General features: G+C 56.5%; 19 protein-coding genes. 11 read left to right on the forward strand and 8 right to left on the reverse strand.

The window, feature by feature from the left end; genetic code table 11:
* Window positions 1-21: 21 nt before the first annotated feature.
* The 4 genes from ACODSJ_RS06785 to ACODSJ_RS06800 all read right to left on the reverse strand — a co-directional run bounded on the left by ACODSJ_RS06785 (window position 22) and on the right by ACODSJ_RS06800 (window position 2,573).
* Window positions 22-315 (reverse strand): metal-sensing transcriptional repressor, encoded by a 294-nt coding sequence (locus ACODSJ_RS06785; RefSeq protein ID WP_489101026.1) that lies wholly within the window; start codon window positions 313-315, stop codon window positions 22-24.
* A gap of 258 nt (window positions 316-573) precedes the next feature.
* On the reverse strand, window positions 574-1,365 hold the full coding sequence (locus ACODSJ_RS06790; protein ID WP_489100979.1) for an acetoacetate decarboxylase family protein: 792 nt from the start codon (window positions 1,363-1,365) through the stop codon (window positions 574-576).
* A 44-nt stretch (window positions 1,366-1,409) separates the two neighbouring features.
* On the reverse strand, window positions 1,410-2,090 hold the full coding sequence (locus ACODSJ_RS06795; protein WP_489100980.1) for a type 1 glutamine amidotransferase domain-containing protein: 681 nt from the start codon (window positions 2,088-2,090) through the stop codon (window positions 1,410-1,412).
* 36 nt (window positions 2,091-2,126) lie between these two features.
* Complete coding sequence (locus ACODSJ_RS06800) at window positions 2,127-2,573, reverse strand: cupin domain-containing protein (RefSeq protein ID WP_489100981.1); 447 nt, start codon at window positions 2,571-2,573, stop codon at window positions 2,127-2,129.
* Window positions 2,574-2,767: 194 nt separating this feature from the next.
* Here ACODSJ_RS06800 and ACODSJ_RS06805 point away from each other — a divergent pair, with 194 nt between their 5' ends.
* Window positions 2,768-3,649, forward strand: a complete 882-nt coding sequence (locus ACODSJ_RS06805; RefSeq protein WP_489100982.1) for an NAD(P)-binding domain-containing protein — start codon at window positions 2,768-2,770, stop codon at window positions 3,647-3,649.
* A gap of 90 nt (window positions 3,650-3,739) precedes the next feature.
* Here the strand turns inward: ACODSJ_RS06805 and ACODSJ_RS06810 are convergent, their stop codons facing one another.
* The gene (locus ACODSJ_RS06810) at window positions 3,740-4,720 is read right to left on the reverse strand and encodes a helix-turn-helix domain-containing protein (RefSeq protein ID WP_489100983.1); all 981 of its coding nucleotides are present in this window, start codon (window positions 4,718-4,720) and stop codon (window positions 3,740-3,742) included.
* A gap of 478 nt (window positions 4,721-5,198) precedes the next feature.
* Between ACODSJ_RS06810 and ACODSJ_RS06815 the strand changes: the two genes are divergently transcribed.
* On the forward strand, window positions 5,199-5,420 hold the full coding sequence (locus ACODSJ_RS06815) for a hypothetical protein (RefSeq protein WP_489100984.1): 222 nt from the start codon (window positions 5,199-5,201) through the stop codon (window positions 5,418-5,420).
* Entirely contained in the window at window positions 5,417-6,907 is a 1,491-nt protein-coding gene (locus tag ACODSJ_RS06820; RefSeq protein ID WP_489100985.1) for a cytosine permease, read from the forward strand. The genes ACODSJ_RS06815 and ACODSJ_RS06820 overlap by 4 nt, the downstream gene beginning before the upstream one ends.
* A 20-nt stretch (window positions 6,908-6,927) precedes the next feature.
* On the opposite strand, the gene ACODSJ_RS06825 is transcribed toward ACODSJ_RS06820, so the two are convergent.
* Window positions 6,928-7,599 (reverse strand): TetR/AcrR family transcriptional regulator, encoded by a 672-nt coding sequence (locus ACODSJ_RS06825; RefSeq protein WP_489100986.1) that lies wholly within the window; start codon window positions 7,597-7,599, stop codon window positions 6,928-6,930.
* A gap of 151 nt (window positions 7,600-7,750) precedes the next feature.
* On the opposite strand from ACODSJ_RS06825, the gene ACODSJ_RS06830 reads away from it, so the two are divergent.
* On the forward strand, window positions 7,751-8,497 hold the full coding sequence (locus ACODSJ_RS06830; protein ID WP_489100987.1) for an SDR family oxidoreductase: 747 nt from the start codon (window positions 7,751-7,753) through the stop codon (window positions 8,495-8,497).
* A gap of 307 nt (window positions 8,498-8,804) precedes the next feature.
* Here the strand turns inward: ACODSJ_RS06830 and ACODSJ_RS06835 are convergent, their stop codons facing one another.
* The gene (locus ACODSJ_RS06835) at window positions 8,805-9,080 is read right to left on the reverse strand and encodes a hypothetical protein (protein ID WP_489100988.1); all 276 of its coding nucleotides are present in this window, start codon (window positions 9,078-9,080) and stop codon (window positions 8,805-8,807) included.
* A 300-nt stretch (window positions 9,081-9,380) separates the two neighbouring features.
* On the opposite strand from ACODSJ_RS06835, the gene ACODSJ_RS06840 reads away from it, so the two are divergent.
* The 3 genes from ACODSJ_RS06840 to ACODSJ_RS06850 all read left to right on the forward strand — a co-directional run bounded on the left by ACODSJ_RS06840 (window position 9,381) and on the right by ACODSJ_RS06850 (window position 10,990).
* A complete protein-coding gene (locus tag ACODSJ_RS06840) occupies window positions 9,381-9,551 on the forward strand; it encodes a YhfG family protein (RefSeq protein ID WP_489100989.1) in 171 nt (56 codons plus the stop codon).
* On the forward strand, window positions 9,551-10,150 hold the full coding sequence (locus ACODSJ_RS06845; RefSeq protein ID WP_489100990.1) for a putative adenosine monophosphate-protein transferase Fic: 600 nt from the start codon (window positions 9,551-9,553) through the stop codon (window positions 10,148-10,150). Before ACODSJ_RS06840 ends, ACODSJ_RS06845 begins: the two co-directional genes overlap by 1 nt.
* Before the next feature lie 90 nt (window positions 10,151-10,240).
* The gene (locus ACODSJ_RS06850) at window positions 10,241-10,990 is read left to right on the forward strand and encodes a metallophosphoesterase (protein ID WP_489100991.1); all 750 of its coding nucleotides are present in this window, start codon (window positions 10,241-10,243) and stop codon (window positions 10,988-10,990) included.
* Window positions 10,991-11,016: 26 nt separating this feature from the next.
* Here ACODSJ_RS06850 and ACODSJ_RS06855 read toward each other — a convergent pair whose 3' ends face one another.
* Entirely contained in the window at window positions 11,017-11,496 is a 480-nt protein-coding gene (locus ACODSJ_RS06855) for a hypothetical protein (protein ID WP_489100992.1), read from the reverse strand.
* 266 nt (window positions 11,497-11,762) lie between these two features.
* Between ACODSJ_RS06855 and dusA the strand changes: the two genes are divergently transcribed.
* The 4 genes from dusA (at window position 11,763) to tal (ending at window position 17,909) form a co-directional block, all read left to right on the forward strand.
* Complete coding sequence (gene dusA / locus ACODSJ_RS06860) at window positions 11,763-12,758, forward strand: tRNA dihydrouridine(20/20a) synthase DusA (protein WP_489100993.1); 996 nt, start codon at window positions 11,763-11,765, stop codon at window positions 12,756-12,758.
* A gap of 321 nt (window positions 12,759-13,079) precedes the next feature.
* Window positions 13,080-14,816 (forward strand): DEAD/DEAH box helicase, encoded by a 1,737-nt coding sequence (locus tag ACODSJ_RS06865; protein ID WP_489100994.1) that lies wholly within the window; start codon window positions 13,080-13,082, stop codon window positions 14,814-14,816.
* The gene (locus ACODSJ_RS06870; protein WP_489100995.1) at window positions 14,813-16,801 is read left to right on the forward strand and encodes a UvrD-helicase domain-containing protein; all 1,989 of its coding nucleotides are present in this window, start codon (window positions 14,813-14,815) and stop codon (window positions 16,799-16,801) included. The genes ACODSJ_RS06865 and ACODSJ_RS06870 overlap by 4 nt, the downstream gene beginning before the upstream one ends.
* Before the next feature lie 181 nt (window positions 16,802-16,982).
* Complete coding sequence (gene tal / locus ACODSJ_RS06875) at window positions 16,983-17,909, forward strand: transaldolase (protein WP_489100996.1); 927 nt, start codon at window positions 16,983-16,985, stop codon at window positions 17,907-17,909.
* Window positions 17,910-17,954 lie beyond the last annotated feature (45 nt).

Here is a 17,954-nt window from a genome sequence, read left to right on the forward strand (position 1 = left end):
GTCGGGCCTAGAGTTATTTACCTAGAGGTACTTGGTGATTTGTTTGAAAGCTTCCAACGGCGCGCGCTCGCCCTTGTCCAGTGCCGAAACGGTGTCTTCCAGGCAATGATCGATGTGATCCTGGATCAACGTCCGCTTGGCCTGGCACACGGCTTTTTCCACGGCGTGCAATTGCTGGGCGATGTCCACGCAATCCCGGCCCTCTTCGATCATCGCGATGATGCTGCGCAAATGACCGTCCGCCCGCTTGAGGCGCTTGATGATTGCCGGATGGGTTTGGTGGGGATGGGTGTGGTCGTGGGTGTGGTCGCTCATGAGGTGAGCCTCGGTGGATGTGGTCGACATCCTATCCCCCCCAGGGGGATACAAGCAACTTCATCGAAGCCCGCTCTCACAGTGAATCGACGTGGAAGACGTTGGAGGGCGTTTCGTTGCGCGCCTGCAACGGTCAGTGCTGATGAAAAAAGGCGCCTTTGAGATGGATGTCAGTCAGCCAAGGGCGCTGGCCGACATCAACCTCTCAGGCGCCAAAAATGTCCTTCAGACCTCATGACTGATGGACAGAGCGTACCCTTACTGACCGTTCTGGAAGCGTGCCGGCTTACGGAACAGGCGGAAGTCGTCGAATTTCTGGCCGTAGACGAAAGGCAAGTACGCATCCCGATCAGGCAGGACGTCCAGGCGCGGGACTGTCCAGGTCGACTCGCCCTCGGTGTACCAGGCTGTACCGACCGAGACGATTGGAATAGTGTCCAGCGGGTCCCAAGCCGTGCCGTTGAGCTTGAGCGTGCCCTTGCCTTCTCGCTTCACCCGGAGATTTTCCTGGTTCTTCATGCAGTTCAAGATCGGGTCGTGCTGCAACCCATAGCCCGAGGAATGCGGCACGGCCTTGATTTCGAAGTCATAGCTTTCGCTGCTCGAAGGACCCAGGTCGTCCCCGAATTCGGCCGCGATCTCGATCAGGCGCGTACCGTTACGCTCGCAGAAACCATACCCTTGATGGCCATCCCGATAGACTTGGGCAATTCCGGTCTTCTTGGCCTCACCCCACATTTCACGCCCGATCGTCACGGGCATGTCGCCGCTGACAACCAATACCAGCATGGTGGTGCCTTCGAGTTCCTTATAGCGGCAGTTGAGCGCGATGATGCCGCAGTCGAACTCACCGCACAGTTCACTCTGCCAACGAGAGACACTGGCGATGGCGGTGGGTGTTGCCGGCAGGTCAAAACATGGCGGCAACACGGAGCGCAGAAACTCGAAGGTGGTTTCAAATTCAATCGAAACCCCTTCAATCGTGCAGCGACCCTGCGCGAGAATCCTCTGGATTTCCTGAAGCTCTTCTTTCGTTTTCACAAAGCTCATGGCAGTCGTTCCAATCATTGTTTTTGGTTGAAGACCTTGGCAAATCAGCGCTTCAGAAGCTTCATCACCGCATCGGCAACACCTAGCGAAGAGGCCGGGTTCTGACCGGTCACCAATGAACCGGACACCACCACATGGCTCTCCCAATCACCGGCCTTCGAATACACGGCACCCAGCGCCTTCATATCGGTTTCAACCAGGTAGGGAACAGCCTTGTCCAAACCGACAGCGGCTTCTTCGCTGTCACTGAATGCCGTGACCTGGACACCTTCGATCAAGGGACGACCGCCGCCTTTACGTGCATCCAGCAGCGCGCAGCCGGCATGGCAGATGGTCGCGACAGGCTTGCCCGAGGCGCTGAACGACTCGATCAACGCAACCGAAACAGGGTTGTCACGCAGGTCCCATAACGGGCCGTGCCCCCCGGGATAAACCAGTGCACTGACCTCTGCCGCGGTGACGAGCGACAGTTTGATGGTGCAATTCATACGCTCTGCCAGGACAGCATCCGAGGCGTAGCGCTGATAAAGCGCACTGTCCTTCAATGCTTCTACCGAACCCGGGTCCACCGGGACGCGGCCGCCTTGGGGGGAAGATAAGCGCACCGCCAGGCCGGCATCGATAAAGCGGTAGTAAGGCGTTAGAAACTCTTCGAGCCATAGGCCGGTTTTGCGCCCGGTATCACCGAATGCGTCGTGGGAAGTCAGTACAAATAGAACATTCATCAGGGGGACTCCAGATGCCAACAGCACGTTGAGAAATCAGGCAGCGGTTTGCTGTTCCCATAACGCCTGGGCGGTGGACCAGGTTTGGTTGATTTCTTGTCCGTCCGGGGTCTGCCAGGTGATAGGGCCGACCATTTGGAGAATGAACGTGGTGTCGGCGAGCATTTTGGTTTCCTCATGCTCGGCGCCGGTCGCTTCGTAGAGAAAGCCATCCTGGATGCACAAAGCCCCCCCCTGCTCCGGGCCGCCACGCAACTCCAGAATGCCTTCGAACACATAACCTTCGGCTGGGCCATGATGAATATGCGGCATCAGGATCGAACCTTCGGGGCAGTAGAACATCACGGTCCAGATACCGAACTCCGGCGAAACATGCAGTAACTTCCACTTCACCCCGCCGGTGTGGAATTGCGCAGGAAAGTCCTGCCACTGAACGTGGTCAACCTGCACGTAAGCGTCTTGTGGTTTCTGGATCTGGTTCATTTCAGGCCTCACGGGTTGCGGTTTTCGATGGCCTCAAACTACCCCCGCGATCGGCCGCCCCCTATCCAGAATCGGCAATCGGGTTCACCGTCGCTCCGTTGCCGAAAATGGCTATTGAGCCAGAAGCCCGGGGCTTAGCTTTCACTCGTAGACCACCCGACGAGTGCGTCTCGTCATCTATGAGGAATATTGAAATGGCTAAAACAATAACGGTAATCGGCACCGGCATGATGGGGTCGGGCCTTGCCAGCACGTTGCTTGCAGCAGGTCGTAAAGTCACGGTGTGGGACGGTCGTCCTGAAGCGACCACGCCCCTGGTCGCAAAGGGGGCGACACTGGCGCCCTCGTTCGTAGACGCGGTGCATGCCAGCGAACTGACCATCATGATAATCAGCAGCGCCTCTGGCGGGGCCTCACTGATTGAGAGCAACATAGCGTCCCTCGACCTGAGTGGCCGCTTCATCGCCAACCTAAGCACCGCGATGCCCGAGGATGGCGAGCGCTACCGCGCCATCGTAGAAGGCCACGGCGGCACGTTCATCAATGCCGCCATTTCTTCCTACCCGGATCTGATCGGAGGCCCTTACACCGCGATCCAATACGCGTGCGCGCCGGCAGTGTGGGAAGAAATCGCTGAAACTGTAAAACCCATGGCGCCTCAGGGGACGATCTACACCGGGGACAACCTGACCGTTCCGCCCATTGTCGATGCCGCGATGACCGGCAGCTTTTATGCAGTCGGCCTGGCCGGTTTCCTCGAAGCGGCGGCCTACGCCAAGACGCAAGGTGTGAGTGCCGGGCAGTTGTCTGAGTTTGCCGACAAGATGCTGGATCTGCTGCGCTACAAAGTGCAGAAAAGTATCAAGGAAATTGAAGCGAGTGAGTTCGGCACCATCCAGGCGACGGTCAATGTGTATCTGGATGCCGTCATCCAGTGGCGGGACGCGCTGAAAGCGAGTGGACTGCGAGCCAGCCATATTTCGGCATTGGCGGATGATCTGACGGTTGCCCAAGACGCCGGTCATGGTGAACTGGGTTTCAACGCCCAGTATCTGGTTGCCCGCGTAAAGAAATAGTCGCTCAGAGAATCTGACTGATCCGTGGCGAGGGAGCTTGCTCCCGCTGGGCTGCTCAGCAGCCCTCTTCACCGCACCGCACTGCTCCGCTCAGTGCGAGTGCCGGTGCGCGCCCAGGCGCACCACTGTCTGGGAGGGCAACTCCCCGAAGAACTCCTGGTAATACTTCGAAAATCTCCCAAGATGACTGAAGCCCGCATCGAGCGCCGCGCCCTGAATGGTATCCCGGGGCGACTGCACCAGCAGCTTGCGAGCTGTATTCAATCGCACTGACCTGATGTAGTTCAGAGGTGTCATGCCCAGGACATCTTCAAAGCTGTACTGAAGAGTCCTACGACTGACGCGCAGGTGATTGCACAGGTCCAGCACACCAATATTTTCATCCGTCAAATGCCGGGCAAAGAACTCGCAACTCTTCTCAACGATATAGGTACGCGTGGACGGCGGAACCACGAGACGGGAAGAACCGGTGTCGAAATCCAGGATCTCCTGAACACAGGCGAACACGTTGGCCAGACTCGATCGATCGGCTGCGTTCGCGCAGCCTGATTGCACGTGACTCAGATGCAATTTCAGGTTCATTTCGAAATCGATCTGTGTTTCGCAGGACGGCTGGATGAAACGCTCGAAGGGTTTTGTGTCGATGTTCAGGTGACCATCGGTCCTGAACTGTTCCAGGAAGTCCGATTTCTTCACTGTCAGCATCAGGGCCTCGATGGGCGCCTTCGATACGGAGTGAAACGACCGGCCGGAAGAAATATGGAAGGTATTGGCGTTCACGTATCGGCCATTGAGCAATACGTCCTCGCTGGACCGCACGTTCACGATGACGATTGAATCGAGTGGCACGTGGCAGATCTGCTCAATGTAGGGACTTTCCATCGTCTCGCGGGTGACTTGCACTTTTCCGGCAATGGAATGGCTGGCGATCGCCCCGTGAAAACGGGCTCTTTTTTCAAGCTGGTGATAGCGATTGTCATCCCACTCTTCCAGGCCACCGGCATGTTCGAACGCGTCATGGGATTCCAGGAAACGGAACTGAGTGTCGGGTTGACGGGTTGGCATGGGCATGACGCACGACTCGCAGATGGGGGGACGACAACCCTCTCGTAGCAATCTTCATACCGCAGTGCCTCAGGACAGGTCCTGAGTGACGCCCCAAGCGTCTACATCGAGCCTTGAAGCATCACCCCAAATGTCTCTCTCCAGAAGAAACCCATCATTGTTTGAGCACCAGCCTCGCCACGTGGAACAAAATTTGGTCATTCGACCCAATCTGATGCGTTTTTACTCAATCGCACGCGCCCGGTTCGAGAAGAAACGACACACTGGCGGGCAAGCCTCCTTTACGCCCGCCGGTTGTTATCCGTCGCCGCTATCGATTGCCAAAAATGGATACGGGCTAACAGGGGCCGGGCGTAGGCTGAAAATCCGGGCATTGCTGGACACACTGACCGCCGATGCCCGGAAAAATTGGTAACCGCTGCCATAATTTTCCAGAACAGCCAAAGCGGACGGCATCGCAAGAACGCGTCCGGAGAGCAACGACATGAGCAAAGCTGACGTTGAACACAGCACAGGAATGATGAATACAAGCGCGAGCTTGAACAGGGATCTGTTGAAACAGCTGGAGGCCCTGAATCAGGCCGAACACACCTCCTCCGAATGCTGGAGCAGTGGTGCATCGCTGGTTCGAGAGGCGTCTTTGTGGATCCTCTTCGGGGCCGCCCTATGGGTCGGTACCTTGCTGGCTGTAGGAGCAAACGCATGAACAATTCAAACAGCGTCGAACAAGAAGCCTTGGCGGGTCGCTTGCCCGTTCTGGCCGGCAATCGGGTCTATAAGACCTACGGGTCCTTCCTTTGGACATGCTGCGCCTTCAGCGCGGCGACCTGGGCCTTCCTGATTGGCAGTTACCTGCCGTTCGTAGGGGATTGGCGACTCGGGGTGATGGGCTACACCATCGGCCTGATCATCGGCATGGCATTGGTGTCGCTGGCCTCCGGCGTCCCGAGCTTCAAGTACGGCACCGACCCCATCGACACCGCTAAACCTTCGTTCGGCTACCGTGGCATCGTCATTCCGCTGTTCGGGCTGTTGGCCACGCTAATCGGCTGGTCCTATGTGGTGGAAGCGCTCACCGCCAGGGGCGCCGCAAACGTAGCGGCAACCATTACCGGCAGCCAGGTGACCGGGGATTCCCATGAGCACCTGGTGATTGGTGTCGCACTGGCGACGCTGCTCCTGGTCTGGGTTATCGCGAGCAAGGGGCCGAAACTGTTCGAACGCCTCAACGGTTTCATTGGGCCTTTACACATGCTGATTACCTTGGTGATGTTCGGCATCCTCGTGCATAAATTCGGTCTGGAAAACCTGTGGCACAACCAGTTGCCAGCCGACCAAATGCTTTCCCACGATCCCGTCCAGGGCCTGGCGCTGGCCGTTGAGTTCGGTGTCTCCAACGCCATGACCTGGTGGCCGGTCATGGGCGGCCTCACCCGCCTGGTCAAACACAAGAATCATGTCATGGGGCCGTCCATTATCGGTGTCGGTATTCTTGGTGCAGCCGTAGTCTCCACCGTCGCGGCACTCGCCGCCATCAGCGCCGGCACCTATGACCCGACAATATGGATGATCGCTGTGGGCGGGCCGATATTCGGTTCGATCGTTATGACCATCGTGCTGACTGCGAATATCGCCACCATGGTAGTGATGATCTATCTGGCGGGGGTCTCGATACAGCAAGCGAAGTTTTTCGCACGCTTGAGGTGGGAGTTGCTTCTCGCCTTGCTGCTGCTGCCAGGCCTGTACTTCGCGTTCGAAACCGAATGGTTGTTATCCAACGTGATGAGCTGGTTGTCCTATAACGGCGTGATGTTCGTGGGCATCTCGGGCATTACCCTTGTGGACTATTTCGTATTGAGACGAGAACAGCTCGATGCACCCAGTCTGTTTGCCACTCACAACAGTCATTACGCCTATTGGGGCGGCATCAACTGGGCGGCCGTGGTTATCAGCATCGTTGCAGTGGCGGGATACCTCGCTATGTATAACCCCGTAACCGTGGCGATGAGTGAATCGTTCCGATACTTCGGCGCCTCTATACCAGTGATTGCCATTTCCGGGCTGGCCTATTACCTGGCGGCCCGTATGATCCTGGCGCCCCTGGGCAAAGGTCATTACGCCCGCGTCGTGATATCGAGCCAACCCACACTCGATCCCCACCCCAAGCCTGGAACCTTGAAAGTCAGCCTTTGACGGCCCATCGAGGGTGCGCTTCAGGCACCCTCGCTTTTGCCGGCGGGCGCAGGCACCAAGGTCATTGACCAGAAAGCGATGGCAGTTTCAATCAGTTGCTCGCGCATGCCAGTCGTGGCGCTCACCTGCTCCTGATAGAAAAAATTGCCATCGATCTGGGTGGCTATCAACGCGGCGTAGATGACGACCTGAGAAGTGGCCAACCCAGGATTAACCTCGCCGATGAGCTGGCAGAAGCCTTCGAGAAACCTGTCGTACTGGCTGCTCATCAACGCCTTGATCGCGGGGTCGTGGCTGGCCAGCGCCCCCATTTGGAAGAAGAACCTGGCTGTTTCAGCGTCGAATGTTGCGGCCGAATTTTCACGTATCGCCACGGCCAGGCGCTCCATCGGCGTCTGTGCAGATGAACGTTCCACCAACAGGTCGACCCGATGAACGAAAAACTCGAGCTTTGCCTTGATCATTTCGAAACAAAGCTTTTCGGTACTCCCACAATAGTGTTGGAGATTGTTCAGGCTGATGCCCAGCTCCTTGGCTACTTTTCTGGCTGAAAACTGAGCATAGCCATCCCTGACAAAGATCATTGCAGCGACTTCGTTGATTTCTTCGATTCGCTTGAGTCGTTTCCCAACCCGACTGTAAGGACTGGCCGCTCCCACGCCGTCGGATTCCAGATTTCGTTCACGCGCCATTACAGATGTCCTTTGAGGATTACAACCTTTAACGATAATCCCGCTTCTCCGCCCGCGCCGCGACACCTCCATTGCCGATATTGGCTAGGGCGCCAAACCTCGGTCAAGTAGGGTTGCCTCAATCCATCCATACGGTACTGAGGGATCGGAAATGAAAAGGCTTGAAGGAAAAGTGGCGCTGATTTCCGGCGCCGCGTCAGGTATCGGCGCGGCCAGTGCCATTCGATTTGCGGATGAAGGCGCCGGGATCGTCGTTTGCGACATCGACGAGACAAAAGCCGGATCGGTGCTGGAAACGATTCGGGCTTCAGGAGGCACAGTACTGTTCTGTCGCCTGGACGTTCGAGATGAACGCCAGTGGGATGCAGCTTTTACAGCAGCGCTGGCACAATTCGGGAGCGTCGATATCGTCATGAACAGTGCCGGCATAGCAGTAGCCGGCAACGTGGAAACCATGAGTTTTGATGATTGGAACAAGGAACTGTCGGTCAATCTTCATGGGACTTTCCTTGGCATGAAACTGGCATTCAGGTACTTACGGGAAAGAGGCGGATCGATCATCAACCTGTCTTCTATCGAAGGCATCGTGGGTCATCCTGAATATGCGGCCTACTGTGCCGGAAAAGGGGCCATTCGCAACCTCACCAAATCCGCGGCACTGCATGCCGGACGCCAAGGCTACCGAATCCGAGTCAACAGTATTCATCCTGGATACATCACCACGCCAATGGTAGGCAACGACCCTGTCGAACTGGAACGATTGCGCAGACTGCACCCTATTGGCTTTCTGGGAGAAGCAATCGATATCGCAAACATGGCTCTCTTCCTGGCTTCAGATGAGTCACGCTTTGCGACGGGCGCGGAGTTTGTGATCGATGGCGGATTTCTTGCGCAATGAACGGATGGCATTCGCCCTTATGAAAAACCAGAGCGAATACCAACCTAATCTAGGCTCTGTACGAAAAGGCTTGATACTCGTTCATGCTGCGTTGAAAACAGCCTCGGAATGCTCATGTACTCCAGTACAGTCGAGCGCGACCCCGGCCGTTCCTCGGCTGTTTTCGCCTTGCCTGACCTTCGTCTCAAGACTTTTCGTACAGCCCCTAATGCAGCAGGGCTCCCCTGCAACATAGAATCTCTCACAAAGTCCCAGACACAATGGTGAACAAGCAGTGCGGGTGACCTCATAAGGTCACCCGTTTCCATTACGACGCCAGAACCTGCGCCTGCAATCGCCGCCCAATCACATCCAGCAAATCACACCCGTCACGCAACGAGATCGCCAGCACTTGGGCGAAGTCATGGAGCACCACGGCGTCGGTGCTGATGTCGTCACGCATGGCGAGGTTTTCCAGCAATTGGGTCACAGCAGCGATGCGGTACGCGGCTGTATCGTGCAGCACATCCAGCGGCGCTTCCGTGTCGATCAGCAGCGCGTGGAAATTGTTTTCGATACCGGTGATGGGCATGTAGCGGGACATAGGGGGTTGCTCCTGCGGGGGATGGGGTCCTAAGTGATGAGGGCTTCCACACCCCTGCCGCTGAATTTGCAGCGACGGAGGAATCTAGCCTGCGGGGTGATGGGCTGGATAGTCAGCAGAGGGCGACGTGGCTTGCGGGAAATTTCCGATGGGGATGTGCGGCGAGGGTTTGGGCTGCGCAGCCAAGAACCGCAACGACAAATCCTGAAACGAATGGACATCCCAGCCACGAAATAGGCCATGCCGGCACGATGGGCTATAATCCGCAAACCCAACCAGCGCGATTTGAGGTCCAGCCCCATGGGCAATATCAGCCTTGAAACCAAAAAGGCCTACGCCGCCCGGACACGTCGGTCCAACTACGCCGCCAGCCTGCGCCTGGAAGGCTTCAAAGAGACCCTGGCGGACGGTGAATGCAAAATGCCGACGCGTGAAGACGTCTTGAAGGCGTTTGCCAAGACCAGCCGCTGATGCCTGACAAATATGGAGTCGGCGAGGATGCCTATTGCTACCCCGGCTCCACGGTCCTTCGCAACAAACTCGATATCCGTGACGAACCGACCCTAAGCGAAGCCGAACAACAGCTCTCGGCCATCGCGGCAGACCACGTCGAATTCAACCCTCCACCCTACAGCCTGGCTTACCTGCAAAACATTCATCGGCTACTGTTCTCGGACCTGTTCGAATGGGCCGGCGAACTGCGCACCGTGGGCATGTCCAAACAAGCCACGCGCTTCTGCCAACCCGAGTACATGGAGAAAGAAGCCGGCAAGATCTTCACGAACATGGCCGCGGCCAACTGGTTCGAGGGGATGGCCCGGGCAGAGCTGGTCGTTGCGGTGGCCGAAGCCTATTCCGACATCAACGTGGTACACCCCTTCCGCGAAGGCAACGGCCGTGCCCAACGCATCCTGTTCGAACATCTGATCATGAACGCGGGGTTTGAAATCAGCTGGTGGGGGATTGAAAAGGACGAGTGGATTCTTGCCAATATTGCGGCTTACAACTGCGCCATGGGGCCTATGGAGCAGGTTTTCGAGAAGTGCATTGGGCAGGTGATCCAAGCATGACCGTGCAACGTTATCCCGCTCACAGCCTTACCGCTCGTTTCACCGAGTGATACAGTTACCGTCAATTAACGCCTGCTGAAGCACCGAAAAATGTACAAGACGAGATCTTTCCCGCCCAATAAACAAGGCCGCGACTTCGTGGTGGGCGACATTCATGGACATTTCGAACTTCTAACAACAGCCTTGGACACACTAGATTTCAATACTGAACTGGATCGTATTTTTTCCGTGGGAGACCTCGTCGACCGCGGCCCCGACTCTATAGATATATTGAACTGGCTTGAGCAGCCGTGGTTCTACGCCGTGCGCGGCAATCACGAACAGATGCTTATCGACTGCATCTCCGGCAACGGAGACATACCCCGACATATCCGAAACGGCGGCGCCTGGCTCTACGAGTTACAACCAGACACTCAGCAGGAACTCTCAAAGGCCCTGCAAGCTCTTCCGTTGATTATTGAAATCAAATTATCAAACGATCACACCATTGGAATAGTCCATGCCGAAGCCCCTGTCATCAGGAGTAACGATGGCTGGAGCGAAGCTAAAGAGGCCATTACTGGAAAATCCGGGGAACGGCATCAGCGACGTGCCTTGAACACAGCGCTGTATGCCAGAGAAAAAATCGAGCAACAAGATCACACACCCATTGAAGGAATAGACCGGCTCTATGTGGGGCACTCAACAGTGCCCAGTGTTATGCGCTTGGGCAATGTCATTTACATCGACACTGGCTGCTCGTTTTCCGATGGTGCATTAAGCCTTGTAGAGATAAACACCGAAACCATCACCCGTATCAATATGACCCCGAGGGAAGAACCGCATTTGATCTCATATTGAATGCGAGACCGGTCGTATTGCCTGTTCTAATCATCCTCCATCGGATCCCCTGCCTCCAATAACATATGATAGTCGTCAATCATTGTTCTTTGATCGTCTGTTAGATGGGAACGAACAACCCCGACCTGCTGCGCCGTAAAATGGTCATTCTCAAGCTGCGGATTCATTCTGCTAGCATGGGTAGCCAGTTCAGAATACAAGCTATACCCCGGCATGGTTTCGTATATCCTGCCGTTATACTCCAACCACATATGTTCAGGGCTAGGCTGCCCTCGACGAAATCCTCCATATATGATGCAGGGATCGGTAGTTATTACAGAGTTCTGATTCGCCCGGACACTGGTCACGATATGGGTCAAAGCGGCTGTTCGAGCGCCTTGATTATTAGCAACGGAGCCTAACAGCAGAGTTGCTGCCACGTACGCCGTGTTAACTGCCCCAGCGATCTCATCATCGTAATACCCAGCGATAGCCCAGACGTGGCAAGAAATATCATTGAACGACATAGCCCTTCCTCTTGACTGTACAATCAATCCGTTAAGTCCAACGGCCGTTCATCTAGATAAAAACTCACAAATAGAAGTTTCATTTCCCTCTAGAACTGTATGTAAAGTGAATTTCAATACCGACAGATGAGCACTCATTGCCCAGCATCAATGCAAGCGTAGCCGATGAGTAGCCGGATGCCATCGAAGTAATTACGCGACTCAACCCCGCTCGCTCAATCCTGATAAACTCCTCTTTTCCCAGCCCCACCCATCCAGAAATACCCATGCCCCCAATCATCGCCGCACCCGCCCCGCTTTCCCGCCGTTTCTCCGTCGCCCCAATGATGGATTGGACAGACCCCCACTGCCGCTTCTTCCTGCGCATCCTCTCCAAACACGCCCTGCTCTACACCGAAATGGTCACCACCGGCGCGTTGCTCAACGGCGACCACGAACGCTTCCTGCGTCACCACCAGTCCGAACACCCGCTGGCCCTGCAATTGGGCGGCAGTGTGCCGGCTGACCTGGCGGCGTGCGCACGCATGGCCCAGGAGCATGGCTATGACGAGGTCAACCTCAACGTGGGTTGCCCGAGCGACCGGGTGCAGAACAACATGATCGGCGCCTGCCTGATGGGGCATCCGGGGCTGGTGGCCGATTGTGTGAAGGCGATGCGCGATGCGGTGTCGATTCCGGTGACGGTCAAGCATCGGATCGGGATCAATGGGCGCGACAGCTACGAGCAGTTGTGCGAGTTCGTGGGGACGGTGCGTGACGCCGGGTGCACGAGTTTTACGGTGCATGCGCGGATTGCGATTCTGGAGGGGTTGTCACCCAAGGAGAATCGCGACATCCCGCCTCTGCGCTATGACGTGGTCGCGCAGTTGAAAGCGGACTTTCCGGAGCTGGAAATCGTGCTCAACGGCGGGATCAAGACGCTGGAGGCGTGCCATGAGCACCTAAAGACTTTTGACGGTGTGATGCTGGGGCGCGAGGCGTATCACAACCCGTACCTGCTGGCCGAGGTGGACCAGCAACTGTTCGGCAGCACCGCGCCGATCATCAGCCGGGCCGAGGCGCTGGCGCAGTTGCGACCTTATATCGCCGATCACCTGGCCGCCGGGGGTGCGATGCATCACATCACCCGCCATGTGCTGGGCCTGGGTACGGGTTTTCCCGGGGCGCGGCGGTTCAGGCAGTTGTTGTCGGTGGACATTCACAAGACCAAGGACCCGCTGGCGTTGCTGGATCAAGCCGGGGAGTTGCTGGAAGGGCGTTAGGCTCTGTACGAAAAGCCTTGATACTCGTTCATGCTGCGTTGAAAACAGCCTCGGAATGCTCATTTACAACCCGTAAAGTCGAGCGCGACCCCGGCCGTTCCTCGGCTGTTTTCGCCTTGCCTGACCTTCGTCTCAAGACTTTTCGTACAGAGCCTAAGGTACGCAGTTGACGCAAATTGTTTGTTGAAAACCGCCACTTATATTCAAGGATTCAAATCCAATCTCCTTAAAGGGGCGAATCCTTGATCCATGCACTCGCGCCTTGCTTCAACAGTATGTAACACTGCTGTGCCATTACGGATCACAGGGACGAGTACCGCCATGCAAGGGCAACATCCGCTTATTGAAAAGCTTTTTGAATTTGTCTACGCCGAGCGCGATGCGAACCTTCGTCAACTTTTGCAAACTTGGCAGCGCCCGTTACATCAGAAGCTTGAAAAGGGGTTGACCCAAGGCTTCACCCATCTTGAAAAAGCCGACAAAGCGACGCGTCTTTGGGCGTATCTCGATAACAGCGAATCACGCTTTCGTGAAGGTGACATGCTCCGCCTGCACCTGGGCGAGCCTTCTACCGGCTTGTTATGTGCCCGAATGACCTTTGAGCGCGAAGAAGACGGTCGATGGCTGCTGAGCGAGAAACTGGCGAATACGGTATGGGACAACTACCAGGGCGGACCTTGTTATGCCGACATGGACGCCTTGGACCTGACGTCTCGCTATGAAAAAGCGCTGGAAGATATTGCCGATTCAATCAGCGCCGACAATCTGATTGTCCCGCTGTTCGACGATACGCCAGTCATTACTTTCAACGACGCGGATCTGGATTACGCCGAAAGTTTCGCCGTTGAGAATAAATGCAACAAGCTTCAAGCAGAGGCTGTTGCCATGGCCTTTGCCGCCGAACAATTGGCTTGCATCCAAGGCCCGCCCGGGACAGGCAAGACCCGTGCACTGGCGCTTATCGTTCAATTGTTGGTAGAGCGTCAGGAGCGGGTCTTCGTCACCTCTCACACGCACATGGCTATCAACAATGCCCTCGCCAAGATTGCCGAGCGCAAGGTCCCGACCGTGAAGATTGGCGGCCGCCCCGATGATCTGCCCAAGGGCGTTGACTGGGCAAGAACACCCGCCGACTGGGAAAACCTACCCTCGGATGGCAGTGGCTATGTCATTGGCGCTACACCGTTCGCCACTTGCAGCCAACTGGAACATTTCAAATTCGACACGGTGATCTTTGACGAAGCCAGTCAAATCACCCTCCCCCTTGCTCTCATGGCCATGCGCAAAGGTAAGCGGTTTGTCTTCATCGGCGACCAGAAACAACTGCCGCCGGTGTTGTTGTCCCAATCGATCCTTTCTGGCGAATCCCTGTCGATATTTGGTCGTCTTACCTCCCAGACCGCCGACCATACCGTGATGCTTGAAGAAACCTATCGGATGAACCAATGGTTGACCGAATGGCCGAGCAACCGCTACTACAAAGGCAAATTACGTGCAGCGGGCCCGAACAAGGAACGGCGCTTCAATTACGTTGACGTCGAGGTCCCCATGGACCGCGTATTTGATCCAGAGGCAAGCGCCGTGTTTATCCCCACGACGGATAGAACGGCCAAGACCCGCAACTATCGCGATGCGCAGTACGTCCTCGAACTCTGCAAGGTTGCGCAGGCCATGGGCATCGCCCTGGCCGATATCGGCATTGTCACGCCTTACCGAGCCCAGGGTCGGGCGATTCGAACACTGCTGGCGCGCAGTTTCGGGCGCGAAGTCGCCAGCGCCATTGTCGCGGACACTGTCGAGCGCATGCAGGGGCAGGAGCGCGAACTGATCATCGTCTCGTTGGCCAGTGGTGATGAGACGTTCATTGGGGCGGTGGCGGAGTTTTTCTTCCAACCTGAGCGATTGAACGTATCCATTACCCGGGCGATGACTAAATTGATCATCATCGGACCTGAATTGGCTCAGGGAATCGAGTGCAGCAACAGCACTACACAGCAATGGGCCAATGACTATCTGAGCCTGGTCAGTCGATGCCGCAAAGTGGTGCTCGCCCCATGACGTTATTTATTCCTGAATGGCAGCGCAGCACCGGCGCCCATGTCCACGTCAAACGGGCGTTGCGCAAATTGGACGACAACCACGTCATACGCCAGTGCCTCGCTCGAAAGACTTGGACCCCGGATTTCTTTCTCCAGCATGCGCAACATCAGTGGCTGGCCATCGTGTTGTGTGAAATCTCTTTTGAAACACTGGACCCTGACCAACTGTTCGCGGCTAGCGGACAGCAAGCGTTCAAGGAATTGATCTCACGCCTGGACGCAACCGAGCCCGACGGGATGCCGACCGGGCAGCGACTCGGCAAGCTGATCATCATGTGGAACTGCACACCCGATCAGACCAAGCGCCTGTGGCAACACTATTCAAGGCCTGATGGCCCGCGACTGATGTCCAAGGGCACTTTTATCGAACAAGGCCATGAACAGTTGACCAAGTTGCTCAGTTCGTTGAGCCACGAAGCCAGCGACACACTCATGGGGCATTACTTTCCAGAAGCTGAGATACCCGCAATCTGTACGACTCGCCGGCATTTTTCACGGGATAACTCACCCAAGACCACGCGTTACTTTCTGGACTCACAACAAGAGTGGGCCAGTAAGTTGGACCTGGAGTTGCCCGAAGAACAAACACAAACCCTGAATGATTTTTCGGTGCGGCTGGTCAACGGCGTGGCGGGTAGCGGCAAGACGTTGATTGCCGCTAACCGGGCGCTGATCCTGGCAAAGAAATTTCCCGATCAGAAGATATTGATGCTGATCCACAACGTCCCGGTGGTTAAAGACCTCAAGCATCGCTTAAAAAAGGCCAGCCCGGAGGGTTTACCGCGCAACCTGACGATCATGACCGCACTGGCCTGGATACGGCAGCAATGGGTGAATCATTTTGAGTCGCAACCCGAGATGGCATCCCCGAAAGCGGTCACGAGCCAAATCGCCCACTATCGAAACTCCTTCCCGGACCTGAAGCCTGGCGATCAGCAACTTCTGGATGAATTCGATTTCATTAATGAAGCCCTGATTTGCGACGAGCAGAACTATCTGGCGGCTGAGCGCGCCGGCCAAGGGTTTGCCTTGCGCAAGGAAGAACGGGTGCAGGTGTGGTCACTCTATGGGCAGGTCACTGAAGCGCTGGGCAAGCAAGGCACCCGCTTATGGAGTTCATTGTCCCGGGATCTGTGCCTGACGAAACTCGACAGGCTCGATAAGTACCAGCACATCCTGGTAGACGAGGCTCAATTCTTCGCCCCAACGTGGTTTCAACTGGTCAAGAGCACTTTGGCCGCCTCCGAAGGCAGCCTGTTTTTATGCGCCGACCCCAACCAGGGCTTTTTGAAAAGCCGACTCAGCTGGAAACGCGTAGGCCTGGATGTGGCGGGTAAAACGAAGAAACTCCACCACTCCTACCGCACCACTCAGGCCATATTGCGGGCGGCCGGCCTTGTCCTGGCCGAATTCACCCAAACCGACCCGGACGATTACCTGCAGCCTGATTTCGACGGCATGGACGAAGGCATCGCCCCGTTGTTGATCCGCTCGGACACGCCCCAGGATGCGGTCATGCAGACCTGTAACGAGATCGCGGACTACCTGCAAACCCAGCAGGTCAATCTGTCGAATATGCTCGTTCTATACGGACGAGATACCAATCAGAAGCTTCTGTTCAAGGCGTTGAGCGAGCGATTCGGTTCGCGCAAAATCTGGGATCTGAACAGCATGGAGTCTGTACACGTTGACGCCGATAACCTGCGGGTCTCCAAACTGGACACCGCTACCGGGCTGGAGGCCAGCATCGTGTTCCTGCTGGGCCTGGAGAAGCTCATGAAGGAAACGGCCCAGGCGGGCGTGCTTTCTGCCCAGGAGTGCGAACAGAACTCGCGCAAGCTCTACATGGCGATGACTCGGGCTGGCCAGCGATTAATCCTGATCTCGACAGCGCGCCTACCGGAAGGCATTGCAGGCCTGTTTCTGAATGCGCAGCAGGCATGACCGTCAGGCGGTGATGTTGAACCTGCGCGCTGTTTTGGCATCGTATCTACCGATACCGCCCCGGCCTTTCAAACAGCCGTTTCCAGGTTGTTGCCGCGGGGGCCTTTGATCCTTCTTCACGCCCTTGAGTGGCTGCCGGCCCTCGGGTAATGTCAACAGACCCATAGGACAGAGCACGCTCATGACTTCCAAGCTGGAACAACTCAAGAAATTCACGACAGTAGTGGCCGATACCGGCGACTTCGAAGCCATCGCCCGCATCAAGCCCGTAGACGCGACCACCAACCCGTCCCTGCTGCTCAAGGCGTCGGCCCTGCCGGGTTACGCCGAGCAACTGAACGCCTGCGTGGCGGACTGCAAGGGCGACGTGGGCCTGGCGAGCGACCGTTTCGGCGTGGCAGTCGGGCAAGAGATCCTGAAGGTGATTCCGGGGCGTATTTCCACTGAAGTGGATGCGCGCCTGTCGTTCGACACCGACGCCATGTTGAAACGTGCGCATCGCCTGATCGACCTGTACGAAAAGGCCGGTGTGGGTCGTGAGCGCGTGTTGATCAAGATCGCTTCCACCTGGGAAGGCATTCGCGCCGCCGAGCAGCTGGAACGCGAAGGCATCCAGTGCAACCTGACCCTGCTGTTTTCCTTTGCCCAGGCCGCAGCCTGTGCCGATGCCGGGGTGTTCCTGATTTCGCCGTTCGTGGGCCGCATCTACGACTGGTACAAGAAAGCCAATGGCAACGACTACACCGGTGCCGATGATCCGGGCGTACAGTCGGTGACCCGCATCTACAACTATTACAAGGCCAATGACTACAAGACCGTGGTCATGGGCGCGAGCTTCCGCAACCTCAACCAGATCGAGCAACTGGCCGGTTGCGATCGCTTGACCGTCAGCCCGGAACTGCTGGAGAAACTGGCGGCCGACGAAGGCAAGCTGGAGCGCAAGCTCGCTCCTGGCCAAACCGGGGAAGCACGCTTGAGGCTCAACGAGTCGCAGTTCCGCTGGCTGTCCAACGAAGACGCCATGGCCACCGAGAAACTGGCGGAAGGCATTCGGCAGTTCGCTCGGGACCAGGAAAAACTGGAAGCGTTGCTGCAAGCCAAGCTCTGAACTGATTCAGCGACATGCAAAAAGGGCGAACCTTGATGGGTTCGC

The organism is Pseudomonas sp. FG6, assembly GCF_057809015.1.